We start from the raw sequence: 15,893 nt of genomic DNA, 5'->3' as shown, positions 1-15,893 counted from the left end.
TTGAAATGTGTCGTTCATAACATCAAGCGTGCCGCAACATAGCCAAATCAACCGCTGTATGGCGATTCACCAGAGCCCTCTCGTCCAGCCAAGATAAAGGTGGATGAGACGGGCCCACGAGAGCGAATCGGAGCCCGAGTTCAGACGTAGCCGAACTCGGATGCCGCGCCCATGATGCCGAACGCGAGAACGACGACGAGACTGACGGTGTAGTAGGCGACCCACGCGCGGGAGGGCTGGAACTGTTCGGGGAGGTTCTCTCTGACGACGTACCAGTTTGCGGGGTAAAAGAGGATCTCCGTGACCGCGAGGATCGCCGAGATCCAGATGAGGAAGGTGACCGGGACGGTACCGAGCGTGACGACGACGCCGCAGCTGACGGCGACGATGCCGACGACGACGAGTTTGCGGATCCGCTCGCTATCGAGTTCGGGTCGGTCGAGTGCCATCGGAAGGACGTCGCCGGTGGCTCGAGCGGCTCCATCGAGCAGCGTGATGACGGTCGAGTAGAGGGCTGCGAACGCGCCGAGGACCATGGCATAATAGGACCACTCGCCGAAGGAGTCGCTCAGGATCGATCCGATGGTGACGGCGAGATTGGCGTCTTCGGGCGGGGTGGGGTAGAGGACGTTCGAGGCGAGGATCACCATCGCGACGATCAGCGCGAAACTGAAGGCGTAGCCGATGTTGAAGTCGCGGCGACCGGTTCGGATCCAGGCGCGGATGTAGTCGTGATACTGGTCGTCGTTCGGATCGAGGTTTCGGGCCCGGAGTTCGCTCGCGCCCTCGCCTTTGGCGGTGCTCCAGCTACCGATGAGGACGCTGGTACTGAATCCGGTCGGCGCGAATCCGGCGGCGGCGGCGAACAGGCCGATGAACAGCGGCCCGGTGAGATCCGGCGCGGTGAAGGTCGTGGCCGCGACGACTTCACCCGACGGGGGACCGACGAGGACGCCGAGAACGATGAGGACGCCCAGCGCGACCGTAAAGCCGATCAGGATCTTCTCGAGGAGACTGTAGCGGGTGAACAGGACGAGGACGCCCGCCAGGCCGACGAAGACGACGAACGCCTGCTGGAACGACAGCGGGGTCAATGCTTCGACGAACGCGGCCGTACTCATCCCGACTGCGGCGGTGATTCCCGTGTAGATGATCGTAAAGACGCCGACGGTGAACCACTGCATCCAGTTTTTCGGGCCGGGGAGCTGATCGTAGGCTTCGACGGGGTTGCCGCCGACGCCGTAGTTGTAGCGGATGCCGAGTTCCCAGCCGCCGTACTTTGCGAGGTAGATGAGTGCGAACATCCAGATGGCAAAGAGCCCGAACGTCCCCCCGAGCGTCGGCGCGAGGACGATGTGGCTGCCGCCGATGCTGATCAGCGCCCAGAGCATCGACGGGCCGAAGTGATTCGTGAAAAACCCTCGCCAACTGCTGGCCGGGTAGGAGAGATCCGCCTCGATGTCGGTTTCGGAACCGGTGTTAGTTCCCACGCGGCTCACCTCTCAAGCCGTTCCCTGCTTGCCAGTCGGCACCAGATGTCATCGCCCACCAGTGGAAAAGTGTGTGATTGTCAATATTCATCACGGTATCACGTGCGAGGGTTAGCGAGTTGTGACTTATAGGTACGGGTCTATCGCCATGTGTACGGGCGAACGCTACCGGTCCAAGACCACCGGAATGCCGCGGGTAGCAACGTCGACGACGAACGCCTCGTCGTCGGTGCGAGCGTCGGTCGGCTCGTACCGGACTGGTAGCACGAGATCCGGGTCGAGCCGTGTCGCCAGGGCTGCGGCCTCGTATCGATCCATCGTGGGACCACCGCCGATCGGGGCCAAGAGGAGATCCACGGCGAGTTCATCGTGGGACGACAGCGGCTCCGTGTTGCCGGGCCAGAACGCTGTGATGCCATCGATGGTGACGAGAAAGCCGCAGCCCTCGCCGGACGGGTGAACAGGGTGGCCTCGTTCATCGGTGCGGGAGCCGTCCGATTCGGTATTGACCGGCGTCGTCGAGAGGTCGAGCGGGCCGAGGATGAACGACTCGTTTTCCTGGACACGAGCGACTTCGAAGGGAAGAGCGTCGGGTTGCTCGGCGGTCCGGTCGATCGTCTCGGCGTCGATCGATTCGTGGACGACGACGATCGAGTTCTCGTGGGCGAGACGACGGATCGAGTCGGGATCGTAGTGAGCGCCGTGTGAGACGAGAATGAGGTCGCCGTCGTGGGGGGCTTGACCGTCGACTCTGCTATCCGTCTCGGGGCCGGGATCGGCGTAGATGACGGTCCCCGTCTCTCCTTCGAGTCGGACGGTTGCCCGGCCGAGCCAATCGACAGTGATCGCGCCGAATCGAACGGTCATAGGAACTTGTTACCGGCACCGTTCGAAAAAGATTCGACCCGTAGTACGTGATTAGTGCGGATCGACCTGCACAGTCCGATGGTGAGGGTCGCTTCGAGTGTGATTTACTGCTCGATTAGCACCGCCGATCCGAGCGAGATATGGAACACGATTAATAAGCATATATCCGAAACACATATACAAGAAAACGCGTTTCTTTATAACAAAGACGAAAGCTTTATATGGTTTACGGCCTAACTCTATGTTAGCTGAAGGCGACCGGGTTTCTTCTGGTTACCCCACCCGGGAGCCCCGAGTAACCAACCCGATACACCATGACAGATACGAACATCCGAACCTACTCGAACGAACGAACTGAGGAGCAGACCGAGACCGAAACGGAGGAGACGACGCGCTCCGAGGAGCGAGAGCGCTGTCCGGAGTGTGGTGGTCGGCTCATCACGGACGACGAACACGCCGAGACCGTCTGTGAAGACTGTGGACTCGTCGTTGAAGAAGACGAGATCGACCGCGGTCCGGAGTGGCGGGCGTTCGATGCCGCTGAGAAGGACGAAAAGTCCCGCGTCGGTGCCCCGACGACCAACATGATGCACGACCAGGGGCTCTCGACCAACATCGGCTGGCAGGACAAAGACGCCTACGGGAAGTCCCTCTCGAGCCGCCAGCGCCAGAAGATGCAGCGGCTGCGCACCTGGAACGAGCGATTCCGAACTCGGGATTCGAAAGAGCGAAACCTCAAGCAGGCGCTCGGCGAAATCGACCGCATGGCAAGCGCGCTCGGCCTCCCCGAGAACGTCCGCGAGACCGCAAGCGTGATCTACCGACGCGCGCTCGAGGAGGACCTGCTCCCCGGCCGATCGATCGAGGGCGTCGCCACGTCCTCGCTGTACGCCGCTGCTCGCCAGGCCGGCACGCCGCGCAGCCTCGACGAGATTTCGGCCGTCAGCCGCGTCGACAAGATGGAACTCACCCGAACCTACCGCTACATCATTCGTGAACTCGGCCTCGAGGTCAAGCCCGCCGATCCGGAACACTACGTTCCGCGATTCGTCAGCGACCTTGACCTCTCGGACGAAACCGAGCGGATGGCCCGCGAACTGCTCGAGTCGGCCCGTCAGGAAGGCGTCCACAGCGGCAAGTCGCCAGTCGGTCTCGCGGCTGCCGGCGTCTACGCTGCGGCGCTCTTGACCAACGAGAAGGTGACCCAGAACGAGGTCAGCGAAGTTGCAAGCATCTCCGAGGTCACCATCCGAAATCGCTACAAGGAACTCCTCGAAGCCTCGGACACGGCAGCGCCGGCGTAACGAGTTCAGCGCCGTTTCGAATCCTAGCTGGATAATCTTCCGCTGCCGATCTCCGTTTGCGTCGGTGTACACGACTGTGCTGAGACAAGGTTTTTCACCCGTGGTGTGTAATAGCCTGGCATGGTCGAGACGACCGTTCAACTATTGTGTCCGGAGTGTACGAAGGATTGGCAAACGGAACCGGGCGAGTTACCGACATCGACCGAAATGTTTCATTGCCCGAACTGTCATGCCTCCCGGCGGACCGCCGAGTTCATGCGGACCGATCGCGACCTCCAGACGTTGAAGCAACTCGGATAGGCGGAGCCGTTTCGAGCAGAATCGCTAGCCTGAATGTGGGTTACTGTGGACGATATCACTCGGATTTATGGGAGGTCTATGGCTGAACTAACAGTAGCTTGGAGACTGTTTTACGCAACTAGACTCCCTCTTCGAACGGTTGTTTTTCCTGACCCTCTCTCGCTCTGATACGGGTTGCATGGTAACGCGACTCAAGATAATAATATAACCCTGCAGTGGATAGCATTGCATGGTTATGAAGAAGCAGGAGCTCATTCACCTTCACGGCCTTCTCGCGGAAGTATCGAACCAGTGTGCAGAGTGGGACAACTGCCAGATCGATCTGGAGGAGTACGATTCTCTCGGTATTCGACCGACATCGATCCACAAATCGAAGACCGATCACAAAGCCGCTGTTTTTGCACTCGCCGGCGGAATCACGATGAACATGCGCGAGGACGAACAGGAAGCAGTCGCCGCCACCGCAGACTGAAGCACTCGGAGCATCCTTCAGGTACTATCGTCTCCTACTGGTAAGATTGCTCAGACTCGTCTGGCTCGTCTCCACACAGGGTTCGAACACCGTGCTCCTGCCGTCGGCCACAGTCAGTTCGAGTTCGCGATACCCGTAACTACCCCGAACTGACTCCGTTTTCCATTCGATAAAAACGCAGCAATTCGACTGAACGGTCCGCAAGTGAACCGGTAAGAAGTACTTACTCGACTAAATCCTCGAACTCGGGAAGAATTTCGTCGTCCTCGTCGTCAGATTGAGCGTCCTCGTCTTGGTCGTCCGTCACAGCAGCGTCGGCTGACTCGTCATCAGCCATCTCGTCTTCATCCGTCTCTTCGCCTTCGCCTTCGTCTTCGTCTTCGTCGGTCCCCTCGTCTTCTTCGATGACTTCGACTTCTTCGACCTCGAGCGGGATATTCTCGAGTCGCTGCCCGATTTCCTTACGGGCGATCCGCGAGGCGTGTTCCTCTCGCTCGACGTTGAACACGGTCATCTCGAGTTCGAGTGCGACGAGCGCCTCGTCGGCGGCGATAAACGCAGGCGGGAGCTCCTCTCCCTCAGGAGAGGTTCGCTCGCTCATGTTGATCTCGACGTAATTTAAGTCAGGGTTCAGCATCTCGCCCGTCTTCGAGATGGCGATCCGAATCGCCTCGTCTGCTGTTTCGACGTCGAATACCGGCACCGCGGCCTCGACGACAACCCTGCAGTTCATACAGAGCCATTGTATCGCCTGCAGTATGAAGGTTCGCCTCAGCGACACGCAGCGCGAGTTCACGGTCCCCTCCCACGGGCAAAGCGGCCGGTTCGAAAGGCCCAAGCCGACGCCACCGTAGGGACGAACGAATGGAAACGGGGACGATCCGCCGCGATGAACTCGTGGGCGGACTCGATCTGTATCGGACGCTCGAAAGCGGCCAGACCTACCTTTGGCGGCGCGGCGACGGCGACATGTACGGCGGGACGCCCGCTCCCGGCGAGTGGTACGTCACCGTCGTCGACGGCGAGGTGATCCGCGTTCGGACGACCGACGACGCACTCGAATGGGAGTCAACGACGGACGCCGAACCGACCGTGCGTCGCCTCCTCCGACTGGACGACGACCTCGAAGCGATCGTCGACGCCGCACCCGACGATCCGCTGTTAGACGACGCCTACGAAGCCCACCGGGGCATGCGCCTCGTCACGGACCCGCCCTTCGGCACCCTGATCTCGTTCATCTGCTCGGCGCAGATGCGCGTCAGCCGCATCCACTCGATGGTCTCGACGCTCGCCCGGGAGTACGGCGACGAGATATCCTTCGGCGGCGAGACATATCACGCGTTCCCGACGCCGGACCAGCTCGCGACCGCCACCGAAAGCGAGCTTCGGGACCTCGGCCTCGGCTACCGCGCCCCCTACGTCGTCCGCACCGCTGAAATGGTCGCCGACGGAAAAGCCCACCCTGCCGACGCGCGTGAACTCGAGTACGAGGCGGCCCGCGAGTTCCTCTGTCAGTTCGTCGGCGTCGGCGACAAGGTGGCCGACTGCGTGCTCCTGTTCGCCCTCGAGTTCGACGAGGCGGTGCCGCTCGACACCTGGCTTAGGTCGGCGATCGAGGAGTATTATCCCGACTGCGATCGCGGCTCGTACGCCGAGACCTCGCGGGCACTGCGCGAGCGGTTCGGCGGCGAGTATGCGGGATACGCTCAGACGTACGTCTTTCATCATCTCCGGACCGGCGACTGATCGCGGTGGGGGTCGCCGAGTGTCATTCAACCCAGTATACGCACTAGTCACGATGCGACGCTCATGGCTGGTGGTCGTCCGTCGGAGACTGGTGCGTTCGTGTTCGTGCTCGGCGGTGGCGCAGGCGCGGTGCTTCTCTCGTGGTACGCCACTCGGCTGGACTATCCGCTGTTCGCGCTCGAACATCCGGTTTAGGTGGTGGTGGCGGTGTTTTTCGTTCTCAGCGGGCTACCGGTGTTCCTCCTCCTCCGAAAACGAGCGCTTACACCACTGCTCATTGCTGTGTTGATCGTCGCCCTCTGGGTCCGCGCGGAGACCGATCGGGGTCCGGGCGATCCGTTCGTCGGGCTCGTTTTCGTGACGGCCCCGATCGGCATCGCGCTGATGCTGGTGAGTTCCAGGATCGAACGCCGTCTCTCCCGTCGGCTCGCCTGACTCCGCTGCTCGAGTTCAGTGTGGCCGTTCCGACCCGGAGACGACTCTCCCTCCCAGAGTCTTCGAACGCGGTAGCAACTCTACGGACGGGCGATGGAAGCACTTTTGTTGGATTACAATAACTAACTGCGTATGAGTACCGGCTCCGTCATCCTCCTCGCGTGTGCCGCGTTCGTCGGCGCGCTCGGAATCCTGATCAGGTACTTCGGGCGGGTCGAATTGGTCGCGGGTTACGATCCGGACCGCGTCACTGACGAGGAGGGGCTGGCGTCGTTCATCGGGATGAACGCGCTCGCCGTCGCCGGGCTCCTCGTCGTCCTCGCACTCGTCGAGTTCACCGAGCCGGCCGACGGCGCTGCAACCGATGTCGCCTGGATCGTCTTTTTCGTCGCCGTGGTCGCACTGGCAGGCTGGATGGTCGTCGGATCGCGGCGCTACGAACGAGAACGCGACCATGAACGGTAGGACGCGGGGGAATCGCAGACGGCGGGATTTTTGCCGCTCGCAATCGACCGCCCCCACATGGCAGACACAACGCGAACGCGAGCCCACGTCTTCGTGTCGGGAACTGTCCAGGGCGTCTACTACCGGGCGAATACGCGCGATACGGCCCGGGAGAAGGGAATCGACGGCTGGGTGAAGAACCTCGACGACGGCCGCGTCGAAGCGGTCTTCGAGGGCCCCGAAGACGCCGTCGAATCGATGGTCGAGTGGTGTCACACGGGCAGTCCGGCCGCCGATGTCGAGGCTGTCGACGCCGAGTTCGACGACCCGGAGGGCGAGGACGGATTCGAGATCCGGTACTGACGGCGTTCGGGATCTATCAGGCCGTCTCGGCGAGGGACGCCGCGAGCCACGGCGGTTCCTCGGTATACTTCCATTCGGCCCACTCGGCCTTCTCGCCGGCGTAGTAGGCGCGGTAGGCGGCGACCGGGTCGCCGGGACACTTGTACTCGTCGGGCATCGCCTGCGGCCGCGGCGTCGGTTCCGCGGACGGGAACTCGATTCGGTCCGGGTCGATCCGCTCGATGACCTGCCAGCTCGCGTGGTCTTCGTCCTCGTCTTTCTCGTAGCGCTCGGTGAACTCGGCGTTGAGTGCCTCGGCGTGTTCGCGCAGGCGCAGCCAGTTCGCCCGCGATTCCGTCGCCCACTTCGTGACGGGATGGTCGACGTGGGTCGACCGGTAGCAGAACTCGGCGTCGTACCCGTTCTCGCGGGCCGCCGTACAGAGGACTTGTGCGGCCTCGAGTAGCAACTTGTTGACGTGCTGATCGCAGTGATAGCGCGCCGCGAGCCGCGGGTCCTCGTCGAGCCAGAAGACGTTCACACCGACGATAGGGGGTCGGAGGAATTGAGGGTGTCGTCCGCAATCTTCAACGGTCGGCCCGTCGAACGCTCGCCCATGATTACAGGCGAACGAATGGCCGCCGTCGACGCGAACGCCGCGGCGCTCGGCGTTCCGCGAAAGCAGCTGATGGAGTCGAGCGGGAACGCCGTTGCCCGCGTCGTTCGGGAGGTCGCAGAGCCGGACGCGAGCGTTGTGATCGTCGCCGGCCGCGGCAACAACGGCGGGGACGCGTTCGTCGCCGCTCGCTTTCTCGATTCGTTCGACGTGCGGACGCTCCTGCTCGGCCGGGCCGAGACGATCGGGACCGAAATCGCCCGCGAGAACTGGGACGCGCTTCGACGGGCGGGGGACGACGCCCGCGAGGTCACCGACTCCACGGCGTTCGAGGTGCCGGAGTGCGACGTGGTCGTCGACGCGATGCTCGGAACGGGGATCAGCGGCGACCTCCGCGAACCCGAGGCAACGGCGGCGCGAGCGATCAACGAGGCCGACGCGACCGTCGTGTCGGTTGACGTTCCGTCCGGATTCGACGCGAACGCCGCTGCCGGCGAGGGCGATGGCGACCGCGACTCGGAGAAGCCGCTCGCAGCGAACGCCGTCGAGGCCGACCGCGTCGTCACCTTTCACGACGCCAAACCCGGCCTCTCGGCGCTCGACGCGGACGTGACCGTCGCCGACATCGGCATTCCGGCGGCGGCGGAACGGTTCGTCGGCCCCGGTGACGTGCGCCTCGCGCGGCCCGACGACCGTGGCGGCCGAGCCTTCGTCGTCGGCGGCGGTCCCTACACCGGCGCGCCGGCGCTGGCCGCCCAGTCCGCGCTCCGGGCCGGCATGGAACTCTCCTTCGTCGCCGCGCCCGAGTCCGTCGCCGGCGAGATCCAGGGCTACGCCGAGGACCTGATTGTCCAGTCCTATGAAAGCGACCGCCTGACGCCCGACCGGGTCGACGACCTCGTCGACACCGCCGAACGCTACGACGACGTGGTGATCCTCGGCCCGGGACTCGGCACCGCCGACGAAACGCTTGCGGCCGCGCGCCAGTTCCTCGAAACCTACACCGGCCCCGCGGTCGTCGACGCCGACGCGCTCGAAGTCGTTCCCGAACTCGAGACCGAGGCGACGCTGATCTGTACACCCAACCGCGGTGAACTCGCCGGGATGGGCGGCCCCGACGTTGACGACCTGCAGGACGCCGCAGACGAGATCGAGGCCTTCGCGGCCGACCTGGGACACGTCGTCCTCGCGAAGGGCGCGACCGACGTGGCGACGGACGGCGAGCGCACGCGACTCAGTCGCTCGGGAACGGCGGGGATGAAAGTCGGCGGGACGGGCGACGTGCTCACCGGTATCGTCGCCGCGCTCATGGAGCACGCCGACCCGCTCGACGCGGCCGCCGCCGGTGCGCAGGTCAACGGCGTCGCCGGCGAACGCCTGGCTGCGTCACGGGAGTTCGGCTTCCTCGCCTCGGAGGTTCTCGAGGAAATCCCCAAGGCGCTCTGGAACGAGGGTGGAACCGATGACTGACGATTCACCGTCGGCGGACGGCGAGGACGCCGATACCGGCGACCTCACGCACACCACCGACGATGGCGACGTGCAGATGGTCGACGTCGGCGACAAGCCCGACAGCGAGCGCCGGGCCGTCGCGGCGGGCGAGATCCGGCTGCAAGAGACGACCGTCGAGGCCATCCACGAGAACGAAATCGGCAAGGGAGACGTGCTCGCAACCGCCCGTATCGGCGCGATCCAGGCCGTCAAACACACCTGGGAGACGATCCCGATGTGCCACCAGATCCCGATCACGAACGTCGACACCGAGTTCTCGATCGCCGAGAACCGCGTCGAACTCGCGGTGGCGGTCGAGACGACGGGCAAGACCGGCTGCGAGATGGAGGCCCTCGAGGGCGTCACGACCGGCCTCAACGTCGTCTGGGACATGGTCAAGGCCGTCGAGAAGGACGAGAGCGGCCAGTATCCGGAGACCGGGATCGAGAACGTGCGGGTACTCGAGAAGGAAAAGCACCGGGGATAAACGAAGCTACTTCTCCACGCAGCCCGAGTATACAGTATCCTATGTCCGCAGAGGACGGAGAGGAATTACCGACCGCCGCCCCCGAGCCCAGCGACCGCGTCTCGGACCCGAGCGACGCCTTCCAGGCGCTCGGCAACGAGATCCGGATGGGGATTCTCGAGACGATGCTCGAGTTCAGCGATGGGGACACCACCGCCGAGAGCGACGACGGAGACCACGCTGAATCCACGCCTTCGACGCCCACCTTCTCGGCGCTCTTTGACGCCTCCGCGGTCGACACCACCGCCGGATTCGCCTATCACCTGGACGAACTCGTCGGGCCGTACCTCCGAAAGGTGGAGTCCGGTGCCGAGGACGGCGGTGAGGGCTACGAACTCACCTACGCCGGCGAGCGGATCGCGCGAGCGATCGCCACCGGAACGTACACCCAGCGGGTCGATCATCCCCCGACTGAACTCGACGACGACTGTCCGTTCTGTGGCCGGGCGGCGCTGACGGCGCAGGCGAACGATAACAGAGTGACGGTGCGCTGCGAGCACTGCGACCGGCGGCTCCTTCGGCTCGGCTTTCCGCCCGCCGGGCTCGACTCCCACGGCGCGGCGTTTCCGGCCGCCTTCGACCGCCACCACAGACACCGGCTTTCGCTCGTGCGCGACGGCGTCTGTCCCGACTGCAGCGGCGCGGTCGATGCTCGGCTCGCGACGCTCTCGCCGGCGACCGAAGACCTGCTCCCGGCCGAGCACACCGACCACGTCCAGGCCGAGTTCAGCTGTTCGCGCTGCGGGATGACGCTGCGTGCGCCCGTCGCACTCTCGTTGCTCTCGCATCCGGCTGTCGTCTCGTTCTACCACGATCACGACCAGGATGTGCGCGACCGCCCGATCTGGAACGTCGGCCATGAGTGGGCCGAGACGGTGCTCTCCGAGGACCCGCTCGCTGTCCGCGTCGTGGTTGAACTCGACGACTCGGTGCTTGCGTTGTACGTCGATGAACGAGTGGACGTGATCGAGACGCAACGGGCAACAGCGGAGACGGCGGAGACGGCGGAGACGGCAGAAACGGTAGAATAAGTGAAAGCGGTAAACGTGGCGTGACGACGCCGTGTCGTGTTATTCGAGCGCGTCGAGTACCCGTTCGAGTTCATCGTCGCCGACTGGCGTCGACTGTTCCGAACTCGATTCCGATTCCGGTTCGGGTCCGAGAACGCGAGCCGTGACCGTCGTCGGTGAGAGCGGGCGGTCGTCTGCGGCCGTGGTTGCGAGTGCGTCGAGAGCGATCGAGAGCCCGTGATCCCGGGTCAAGGCTTGCGTTTCACTGGAATCGCTGCCACCGAGTTCAGTCTCGAGGAACGATCGGATCTCGGCGGTACCGTCGCCGATGGCGGTTCCGCGCCAGCCGTAGAACGTGCCGCCCGGATCGACCTCGTAGAGTGCCGGCTGTGCGGTCCGGTCTGTGACCGACTCGCGCTCGTGCTCGGACTCGGTTCCGTCGGCCGATCGGTTGTCGGAGGTGGGGGAGGAATCCGGATTGGGACTCGGGTCCGGACTCGGGCCCGGGCCTGGATCGACACCCCCGACGAGCACCGCAGCCCCGTACGGTCGCGTCCCGCCGGATTGGGTCTGCTCCTGGATGTGATCCGCGAGGTCGCTCGCGAGGACCGAGACGGTGATCGGTTCCCCGTACTGCAGGCGATGCTGCTGACAGCGCTTGCGGGCCGCGTCGACGAGTTGGCGCGCGTCGGCGGCGTGGCCGGCGGTCGCGACCGCGAGATGATCGTCGACGCGGTGGATCTTTTCGACCGAATCCGGCTCGAGCAGCGGCGACCGAACGCGCTTGCGCGCCGCGAGGACGACGCCCTCGCTCGTCACGACGCCGACGCTCGGCGAGCCGCGCTCGACCGCCTCCCGGGCGTACTCGACCTGGTAAAGCCGGCCATCAGGGGAGAAAATCGTGTGCCCGCGGTCGTAGGCCTGCTGGCGTGAACTCGTGTTCATCGGGCCACCTCCGAGTCTGTGGGCTGGCTGGTCGCGGCGGAAACGGCGTGTTCGATGCCGTCGTACTGCTCGCGTTCGAGTTCGTCTGCGGTGATCGTCGCGATGGTCATGCCGTCGCCGCTCGCGGTGTCACGCTCAGTTGCGTTTCGAACGGCCATCGCGGCGACGGCTCGGAGTTCCGCAACCGACTGTTCGGGGTCGTAGGCGTCTTCCAGGTAGCCGTAGGCGAGTTGCATCCCGCTCCCGCTGGCGGCGATCGGAGCGTCCATAACGCCGCCAGCGGGGTCGATCTGGTAGACGGCCGGTTTGGGAGCGATCCCGCCCAGAACGAGTTCGAGTTGGGGGGATTGGTCGCGGCGGATGAGATCGGCGGCGACCGTCGCCGCGGTGTCGACCGACGCGCCGGGTTCGTGATCCATATCGTACAGCGCGAGTTCGGCGCGGAGGCGGCGGACGAACGACTGGGCGTCGCCGACGCTGCCGGCGAAGGTGAGCGCCGTTCGGTCGTCGACGGGGACGACCTTCCGGGCCGTGCGGTTCGTGACGAATCGGCCGCCGAGGCTCGCTCGGCTGTCGGCTGCGAGGACGACGCCGTCCGCGCCGACGAGGCCGACCGTCGTCGTGCCTGTCGTGATGATTCCGTCGGAGTCTGTCCCGTGCATTATCCTCGTGAGAATCGAGGGTCCCCGTCGGAATAGGTGTTAGCTAAAATATATTTTAGCGCACCGGGCGTACGAACTCGGCTCGCGGGTCGTCGCGGTGTCGATCGCCATCGTCGTTGGAACGGACGACTGCGTCTGCGCAATCCGTAACCGGAACAGTATTATTCGATTAATGTCGAATATATTATAAACAATGAGCCTCGTTCCGGTTGGGTTCGCGTTCATTCTTGCGCTCTTACTGGCTGGACTCTGTCTCAGCTACGCGATCAGCGCCGATGCTGCCGCTCGCGGAGCGGACGGAGGTACCTGGGGATTGGCGACCTTCTTTACCCTGTCTATCGCCGCCCTTGCGTACCTCGTCTACAGGCGGCGGCTTCCCGACCGGAGCGAACCGGCCACGCGACGCGAACGGTTGATCGGCACGGCCGGTATCGGTATCGGTACCGCATACATCGTCGGGTCGATCATCGCGCCGCCGGATCCGTTTAGCATGCTCCTGTTCGTCCCGCCGCTGTCGGTCGGTACGCTCCCCGCGGCATACGGTCTCTGTTACGAACCGGGCTGGCGTGCAATCGTCTCCTGACTGCTCCGATGGGTTCAGCGCGCAGCGCTCGTGTCACGTCATATAAGTAGTTGCTCGCGGAACGGGCCAGTATGACACTATTCGGGACCGCGGGCATCCGCGGACCGGTCGAGCAAATCACGCCGTCGCTCGCCCTCTCGGTCGGGCAGGCCGTCGGCGAACCCGACGAGACGGTCGTCGTCGGCCGCGACGGACGCGAAACGGGACCGGCACTGGCAGCGGCGATGGAAGCCGGTCTGGAGAGTGCCGGCGCGGACGTGTGCCGTCTCGGCCAGGTGCCGACGCCGGCGCTCGCCTTTGCCTCGCGAGGACGAACGGGCGTCATGCTCACCGCGAGTCACAACCCGCCGACGGACAACGGCATCAAACTCTTCGCCGACGGCGTCGAGTTCGATCGCGACGCCGAACAGCGCATCGAGGGTGCCATCGACGCCGGCTCGTCGCAATCCGCGTGGGATCAGTGGGGTCGATCGAACGAACTCGAGATACTCGACCCGTACCGAACCGCGGTCGCTGCGTACGTTCGCGACCAGTTCGACGAGTTTGGAGAGTCGCCCCTCGCCGGCCTGTCGATCGCCGTCGACTGCGGAAACGGCGTCGGCGCGCTCGCGACGCCGCAGGTCCTCGACGCCCTCGGCGCGACCGTCGTCGGCGTGAACGCGACCGTCGACGGCCACTTCCCGGCTCGGGAAAGCAAACCGACGTCGGAAACGCTCTCGTCGTTCTCGGAGTTCCTCGCGGAGGGCTCGTTCGACCTCGGGCTGGCACACGACGGCGACGCGGACCGGCTTGTCGTCCTCGATCCCGACGGCAACGTAATCCACGAAGACACCATCCTGGCCGTCGTTGCAGCGCACTATACGGCCACGAGCGACGCCGACGATCCGGTCGTCGTCACGACGCCGAACGCTTCGGCGCGGATCGACGAGCGAGTTCGGAACGCGGGCGGGCGCGTCGAACGCGTCCGACTGGGGGCGCTTCACGAGGGCATCGCCCGGGAACGCGCCGCCGGAGACGAGTTCACCGAGGTCGTTTTCGCGGCCGAGCCCTGGAAGCACATTCACACGGCCTTCGGCGGGTGGATCGACGGCGTCACGAGCGCGGCCGTCGTCGCCGCACTGGTCGCCGCCGCGGGCGACACCGACGCTCTCCGCGCTCCCATTACCGAACGACCCTACCGGAAGGTCAGCGTCGAGTGTCCGGACCAGCGCAAAGCCGACGTGATGGCGGCGCTCGAGAGCGAACTGCCCGCGGCGTTCCCCGAGACGACCGTCGACACCGACTACGGCATCCGCCTCGAGTTCGACGACGCGTCGTGGCTCCTCGTTCGGCCGAGCGGCACCGAACCGTACGTCCGCCTCTACGCCGAAAGCGAAGGCGTCGATGAACTCGTCGCCGAGGCTCAGGCGGTCATCGAGACGGCGGTCGCGGACGCCGCCTAGGGGCGTCGATCGCACGGCTGAACTCGGAATTCCGCCGGCGGCTTTTGTGAAATTGTCTCACTGTCTGGGGTGAGTCGTGATCGGCTGTTGAACTGTGTCTCGAATCGTGAACTCTAAGCGGGAATTTCGACGGGTATAAACCAATTGTGTACGCTAGCCGGTCGTATGTCACGAGATCGACGGCGGTTCCTTACGGGAGTGGGCACTGTTGGGTTGGCAGGCCTTGCCGGATGTGTCGGCGGGTTCGGTGACGAGGGGAGTGCCGATGTTCAGATCGGAACGGTGTATGCGGTCGGTGGCCTCGGCGACGATTCGTTCAACGACATGGCAAAGAAAGGACTCGACCAGGCGCGGGACGAGTTCAATATCGCGGTTGACAAGCGGGAGCCGGATTCGAACGGGGAGTTTAGCAGCGCACAGAGCACGTTTGCGGAGTCCGGCGAGTACGATCTGGTCAACTGTATCGGGTACGCACAGGCGCAGGCTCTCGGGGAGAACGCGCCGGCGTATCCGGAGCAGAACTTCATCATCGTCGACGAGGTCGTCGAGGCGGATAACGTTCGAAGCTACATCTTCGACGAGCCCGCAGGATCGTTCCAGGTCGGTCATCTGGCCGGACTGCTGACGGATCGCGAGTTCGCGGCCGGCGAGGGCGAGACGAATCCGGACGCCGACGTGGTCGGCTTCGTCGGGGCGACTGAATCGCCACTGATCGAGTCCTTCGAGGCCGGATTCCGAGCCGGCGTCGAGTACGCAAACGATGATGCCGAGGTCGTCTCGGCGTACGTCGGGAGCTTCGAGGACACCGGCGGCGGGCAGCAAACCGCCAGAACGATGTACCAGAACGAGGACGCGGACATCATCTTCCACGCGGCCGGCCGAACCGGTATCGGCGTCTTCCAGGCGGCGCGAGACGAGGGGCGGTTCGCGATCGGCGTCGACGACGACCAGTCCGTCTCGAACGAGGACCTCGCCGACGTGATTCTCGCGAGTATGGTCAAGCGCGTCGACAACGCGGTGTATTCCGCCGTCGAGTCCGCCGTCAACGACGAGTTCGAGGCCGGCGAGGAGCGCCTGGGGCTTGAAGAAGACGGTGTCGCTGCGGTCTACGGCGATACGATCGGCGACGAGATTCCCGAGGAAGTCAAGACGCAGGTCGAGGAGTCCAGACAGGCGATCATCGACGGCGAGATCGACGTTCCAACAGCACTGTAACCG

General features: G+C 64.4%; 20 protein-coding genes. 14 read left to right on the top strand and 6 right to left on the bottom strand.

Annotation, left to right across the window (positions count from 1 at the left end; genetic code table 11):
* Positions 1 to 140: 140 nt before the first annotated feature.
* A complete protein-coding gene (locus tag SM755_RS10500; protein ID WP_323172586.1) occupies positions 141 to 1,490 on the bottom strand; it encodes an Nramp family divalent metal transporter in 1,350 nt (449 codons plus the stop codon).
* Between the two features lie 165 nt (positions 1,491 to 1,655).
* Positions 1,656 to 2,357 (bottom strand): MBL fold metallo-hydrolase, encoded by a 702-nt coding sequence (locus SM755_RS10495; RefSeq protein WP_323172585.1) that lies wholly within the window; start codon positions 2,355 to 2,357, stop codon positions 1,656 to 1,658.
* 314 nt (positions 2,358 to 2,671) lie between these two features.
* Between SM755_RS10495 and SM755_RS10490 the strand changes: the two genes are divergently transcribed.
* The 3 genes from SM755_RS10490 to SM755_RS10480 all read left to right on the top strand — a co-directional run bounded on the left by SM755_RS10490 (position 2,672) and on the right by SM755_RS10480 (position 4,433).
* On the top strand, positions 2,672 to 3,661 hold the full coding sequence (locus SM755_RS10490; protein WP_323172584.1) for a transcription initiation factor IIB: 990 nt from the start codon (positions 2,672 to 2,674) through the stop codon (positions 3,659 to 3,661).
* Between the two features lie 120 nt (positions 3,662 to 3,781).
* Positions 3,782 to 3,961 carry a hypothetical protein gene (locus tag SM755_RS10485; protein WP_006108603.1) on the top strand — a complete coding sequence of 60 codons (180 nt, stop codon included), beginning with the start codon at positions 3,782 to 3,784 and terminating at the stop codon, positions 3,959 to 3,961.
* 235 nt (positions 3,962 to 4,196) lie between these two features.
* The gene (locus SM755_RS10480) at positions 4,197 to 4,433 is read left to right on the top strand and encodes a UPF0058 family protein (protein ID WP_006108602.1); all 237 of its coding nucleotides are present in this window, start codon (positions 4,197 to 4,199) and stop codon (positions 4,431 to 4,433) included.
* Between the two features lie 223 nt (positions 4,434 to 4,656).
* Here SM755_RS10480 and SM755_RS10475 read toward each other — a convergent pair whose 3' ends face one another.
* On the bottom strand, positions 4,657 to 5,166 hold the full coding sequence (locus tag SM755_RS10475; protein WP_323172583.1) for a DUF555 domain-containing protein: 510 nt from the start codon (positions 5,164 to 5,166) through the stop codon (positions 4,657 to 4,659).
* A gap of 131 nt (positions 5,167 to 5,297) precedes the next feature.
* Between SM755_RS10475 and SM755_RS10470 the strand changes: the two genes are divergently transcribed.
* The 5 genes from SM755_RS10470 to SM755_RS10450 all read left to right on the top strand — a co-directional run bounded on the left by SM755_RS10470 (position 5,298) and on the right by SM755_RS10450 (position 7,421).
* Complete coding sequence (locus SM755_RS10470; RefSeq protein ID WP_323172582.1) at positions 5,298 to 6,179, top strand: DNA glycosylase; 882 nt, start codon at positions 5,298 to 5,300, stop codon at positions 6,177 to 6,179.
* Between the two features lie 63 nt (positions 6,180 to 6,242).
* Positions 6,243 to 6,374, top strand: coding sequence for a hypothetical protein (locus SM755_RS10465; protein ID WP_323172581.1), 132 nt, complete (start codon positions 6,243 to 6,245; stop codon positions 6,372 to 6,374).
* Positions 6,375 to 6,386: 12 nt separating this feature from the next.
* Positions 6,387 to 6,614: a hypothetical protein gene (locus SM755_RS10460; protein ID WP_323172580.1), complete on the top strand. Its 228-nt coding sequence runs from the start codon at positions 6,387 to 6,389 to the stop codon at positions 6,612 to 6,614.
* Positions 6,615 to 6,746: 132 nt separating this feature from the next.
* Entirely contained in the window at positions 6,747 to 7,079 is a 333-nt protein-coding gene (locus SM755_RS10455) for a DUF3784 domain-containing protein (RefSeq protein ID WP_323172579.1), read from the top strand.
* Positions 7,080 to 7,136: 57 nt separating this feature from the next.
* Positions 7,137 to 7,421, top strand: coding sequence for an acylphosphatase (locus SM755_RS10450; protein WP_006666325.1), 285 nt, complete (start codon positions 7,137 to 7,139; stop codon positions 7,419 to 7,421).
* A gap of 16 nt (positions 7,422 to 7,437) precedes the next feature.
* Here SM755_RS10450 and SM755_RS10445 read toward each other — a convergent pair whose 3' ends face one another.
* Positions 7,438 to 7,941, bottom strand: a complete 504-nt coding sequence (locus tag SM755_RS10445; protein ID WP_323172578.1) for a hypothetical protein — start codon at positions 7,939 to 7,941, stop codon at positions 7,438 to 7,440.
* 75 nt (positions 7,942 to 8,016) lie between these two features.
* Between SM755_RS10445 and SM755_RS10440 the strand changes: the two genes are divergently transcribed.
* The 3 genes from SM755_RS10440 to SM755_RS10430 are packed head-to-tail and all read left to right on the top strand — an operon-like array spanning position 8,017 to position 11,064.
* A complete protein-coding gene (locus SM755_RS10440; RefSeq protein ID WP_323172577.1) occupies positions 8,017 to 9,486 on the top strand; it encodes an NAD(P)H-hydrate dehydratase in 1,470 nt (489 codons plus the stop codon).
* Entirely contained in the window at positions 9,479 to 9,994 is a 516-nt protein-coding gene (gene moaC / locus SM755_RS10435) for a cyclic pyranopterin monophosphate synthase MoaC (RefSeq protein ID WP_323172576.1), read from the top strand. Before SM755_RS10440 ends, moaC begins: the two co-directional genes overlap by 8 nt.
* Positions 9,995 to 10,035: 41 nt before the next feature.
* Positions 10,036 to 11,064: an ArsR family transcriptional regulator gene (locus SM755_RS10430; protein WP_323172575.1), complete on the top strand. Its 1,029-nt coding sequence runs from the start codon at positions 10,036 to 10,038 to the stop codon at positions 11,062 to 11,064.
* A gap of 39 nt (positions 11,065 to 11,103) precedes the next feature.
* Here the strand turns inward: SM755_RS10430 and SM755_RS10425 are convergent, their stop codons facing one another.
* Together SM755_RS10425 and SM755_RS10420 are read right to left on the bottom strand one after the other, a co-directional pair.
* Positions 11,104 to 11,988, bottom strand: a complete 885-nt coding sequence (locus SM755_RS10425; protein WP_323172574.1) for an archaeal proteasome endopeptidase complex subunit alpha — start codon at positions 11,986 to 11,988, stop codon at positions 11,104 to 11,106.
* Positions 11,985 to 12,650, bottom strand: coding sequence for a proteasome subunit alpha (locus SM755_RS10420; RefSeq protein ID WP_323172573.1), 666 nt, complete (start codon positions 12,648 to 12,650; stop codon positions 11,985 to 11,987). Before SM755_RS10420 ends, SM755_RS10425 begins: the two co-directional genes overlap by 4 nt.
* Positions 12,651 to 12,843: 193 nt before the next feature.
* On the opposite strand from SM755_RS10420, the gene SM755_RS10415 reads away from it, so the two are divergent.
* The 3 genes from SM755_RS10415 (at position 12,844) to SM755_RS10405 (ending at position 15,890) form a co-directional block, all read left to right on the top strand.
* Positions 12,844 to 13,233 (top strand): hypothetical protein, encoded by a 390-nt coding sequence (locus SM755_RS10415; RefSeq protein ID WP_323172572.1) that lies wholly within the window; start codon positions 12,844 to 12,846, stop codon positions 13,231 to 13,233.
* 71 nt (positions 13,234 to 13,304) lie between these two features.
* Positions 13,305 to 14,675 (top strand): phosphomannomutase, encoded by a 1,371-nt coding sequence (locus tag SM755_RS10410; protein WP_323172571.1) that lies wholly within the window; start codon positions 13,305 to 13,307, stop codon positions 14,673 to 14,675.
* A gap of 165 nt (positions 14,676 to 14,840) precedes the next feature.
* A complete protein-coding gene (locus SM755_RS10405; RefSeq protein WP_049903726.1) occupies positions 14,841 to 15,890 on the top strand; it encodes a BMP family protein in 1,050 nt (349 codons plus the stop codon).
* Positions 15,891 to 15,893 lie beyond the last annotated feature (3 nt).

This window comes from Natrialba sp. PRR66 (genome assembly GCF_034808065.1).
GTDB classification, from domain to species: domain Archaea; phylum Halobacteriota; class Halobacteria; order Halobacteriales; family Natrialbaceae; genus Natrialba; species Natrialba aegyptia.
The sequence above is the reverse complement of the archived record's forward strand: the minus strand, read 5'-3'. Positions and strand labels throughout refer to the sequence as shown.

What these genes read in the sequence shown, in the direction of transcription:
- SM755_RS10415 (WP_323172572.1), top strand. Translation starts at nt 12,844, where the DNA reads ATGAGCCTCGTTCCGGTTGGGTTCGCGTTCATTCTTGCGCTCTTACTG.
- SM755_RS10465 (WP_323172581.1), top strand. Translation starts at nt 6,243, where the DNA reads ATGGCTGGTGGTCGTCCGTCGGAGACTGGTGCGTTCGTGTTCGTGCTC.
- SM755_RS10485 (WP_006108603.1), top strand. Translation starts at nt 3,782, where the DNA reads ATGGTCGAGACGACCGTTCAACTATTGTGTCCGGAGTGTACGAAGGAT.
- SM755_RS10475 (WP_323172583.1), bottom strand. Translation starts at nt 5,166, where the DNA reads ATGAACTGCAGGGTTGTCGTCGAGGCCGCGGTGCCGGTATTCGACGTC.
- SM755_RS10410 (WP_323172571.1), top strand. Translation starts at nt 13,305, where the DNA reads ATGACACTATTCGGGACCGCGGGCATCCGCGGACCGGTCGAGCAAATC.
- SM755_RS10440 (WP_323172577.1), top strand. Translation starts at nt 8,017, where the DNA reads ATGATTACAGGCGAACGAATGGCCGCCGTCGACGCGAACGCCGCGGCG.
- SM755_RS10470 (WP_323172582.1), top strand. Translation starts at nt 5,298, where the DNA reads ATGGAAACGGGGACGATCCGCCGCGATGAACTCGTGGGCGGACTCGAT.
- SM755_RS10420 (WP_323172573.1), bottom strand. Translation starts at nt 12,650, where the DNA reads ATGCACGGGACAGACTCCGACGGAATCATCACGACAGGCACGACGACG.
- SM755_RS10480 (WP_006108602.1), top strand. Translation starts at nt 4,197, where the DNA reads ATGAAGAAGCAGGAGCTCATTCACCTTCACGGCCTTCTCGCGGAAGTA.
- SM755_RS10490 (WP_323172584.1), top strand. Translation starts at nt 2,672, where the DNA reads ATGACAGATACGAACATCCGAACCTACTCGAACGAACGAACTGAGGAG.
- SM755_RS10425 (WP_323172574.1), bottom strand. Translation starts at nt 11,988, where the DNA reads ATGAACACGAGTTCACGCCAGCAGGCCTACGACCGCGGGCACACGATT.
- SM755_RS10450 (WP_006666325.1), top strand. Translation starts at nt 7,137, where the DNA reads ATGGCAGACACAACGCGAACGCGAGCCCACGTCTTCGTGTCGGGAACT.
- SM755_RS10430 (WP_323172575.1), top strand. Translation starts at nt 10,036, where the DNA reads ATGTCCGCAGAGGACGGAGAGGAATTACCGACCGCCGCCCCCGAGCCC.
- SM755_RS10455 (WP_323172579.1), top strand. Translation starts at nt 6,747, where the DNA reads ATGAGTACCGGCTCCGTCATCCTCCTCGCGTGTGCCGCGTTCGTCGGC.
- SM755_RS10405 (WP_049903726.1), top strand. Translation starts at nt 14,841, where the DNA reads ATGTCACGAGATCGACGGCGGTTCCTTACGGGAGTGGGCACTGTTGGG.
- moaC (WP_323172576.1), top strand. Translation starts at nt 9,479, where the DNA reads ATGACTGACGATTCACCGTCGGCGGACGGCGAGGACGCCGATACCGGC.
- SM755_RS10495 (WP_323172585.1), bottom strand. Translation starts at nt 2,357, where the DNA reads ATGACCGTTCGATTCGGCGCGATCACTGTCGATTGGCTCGGCCGGGCA.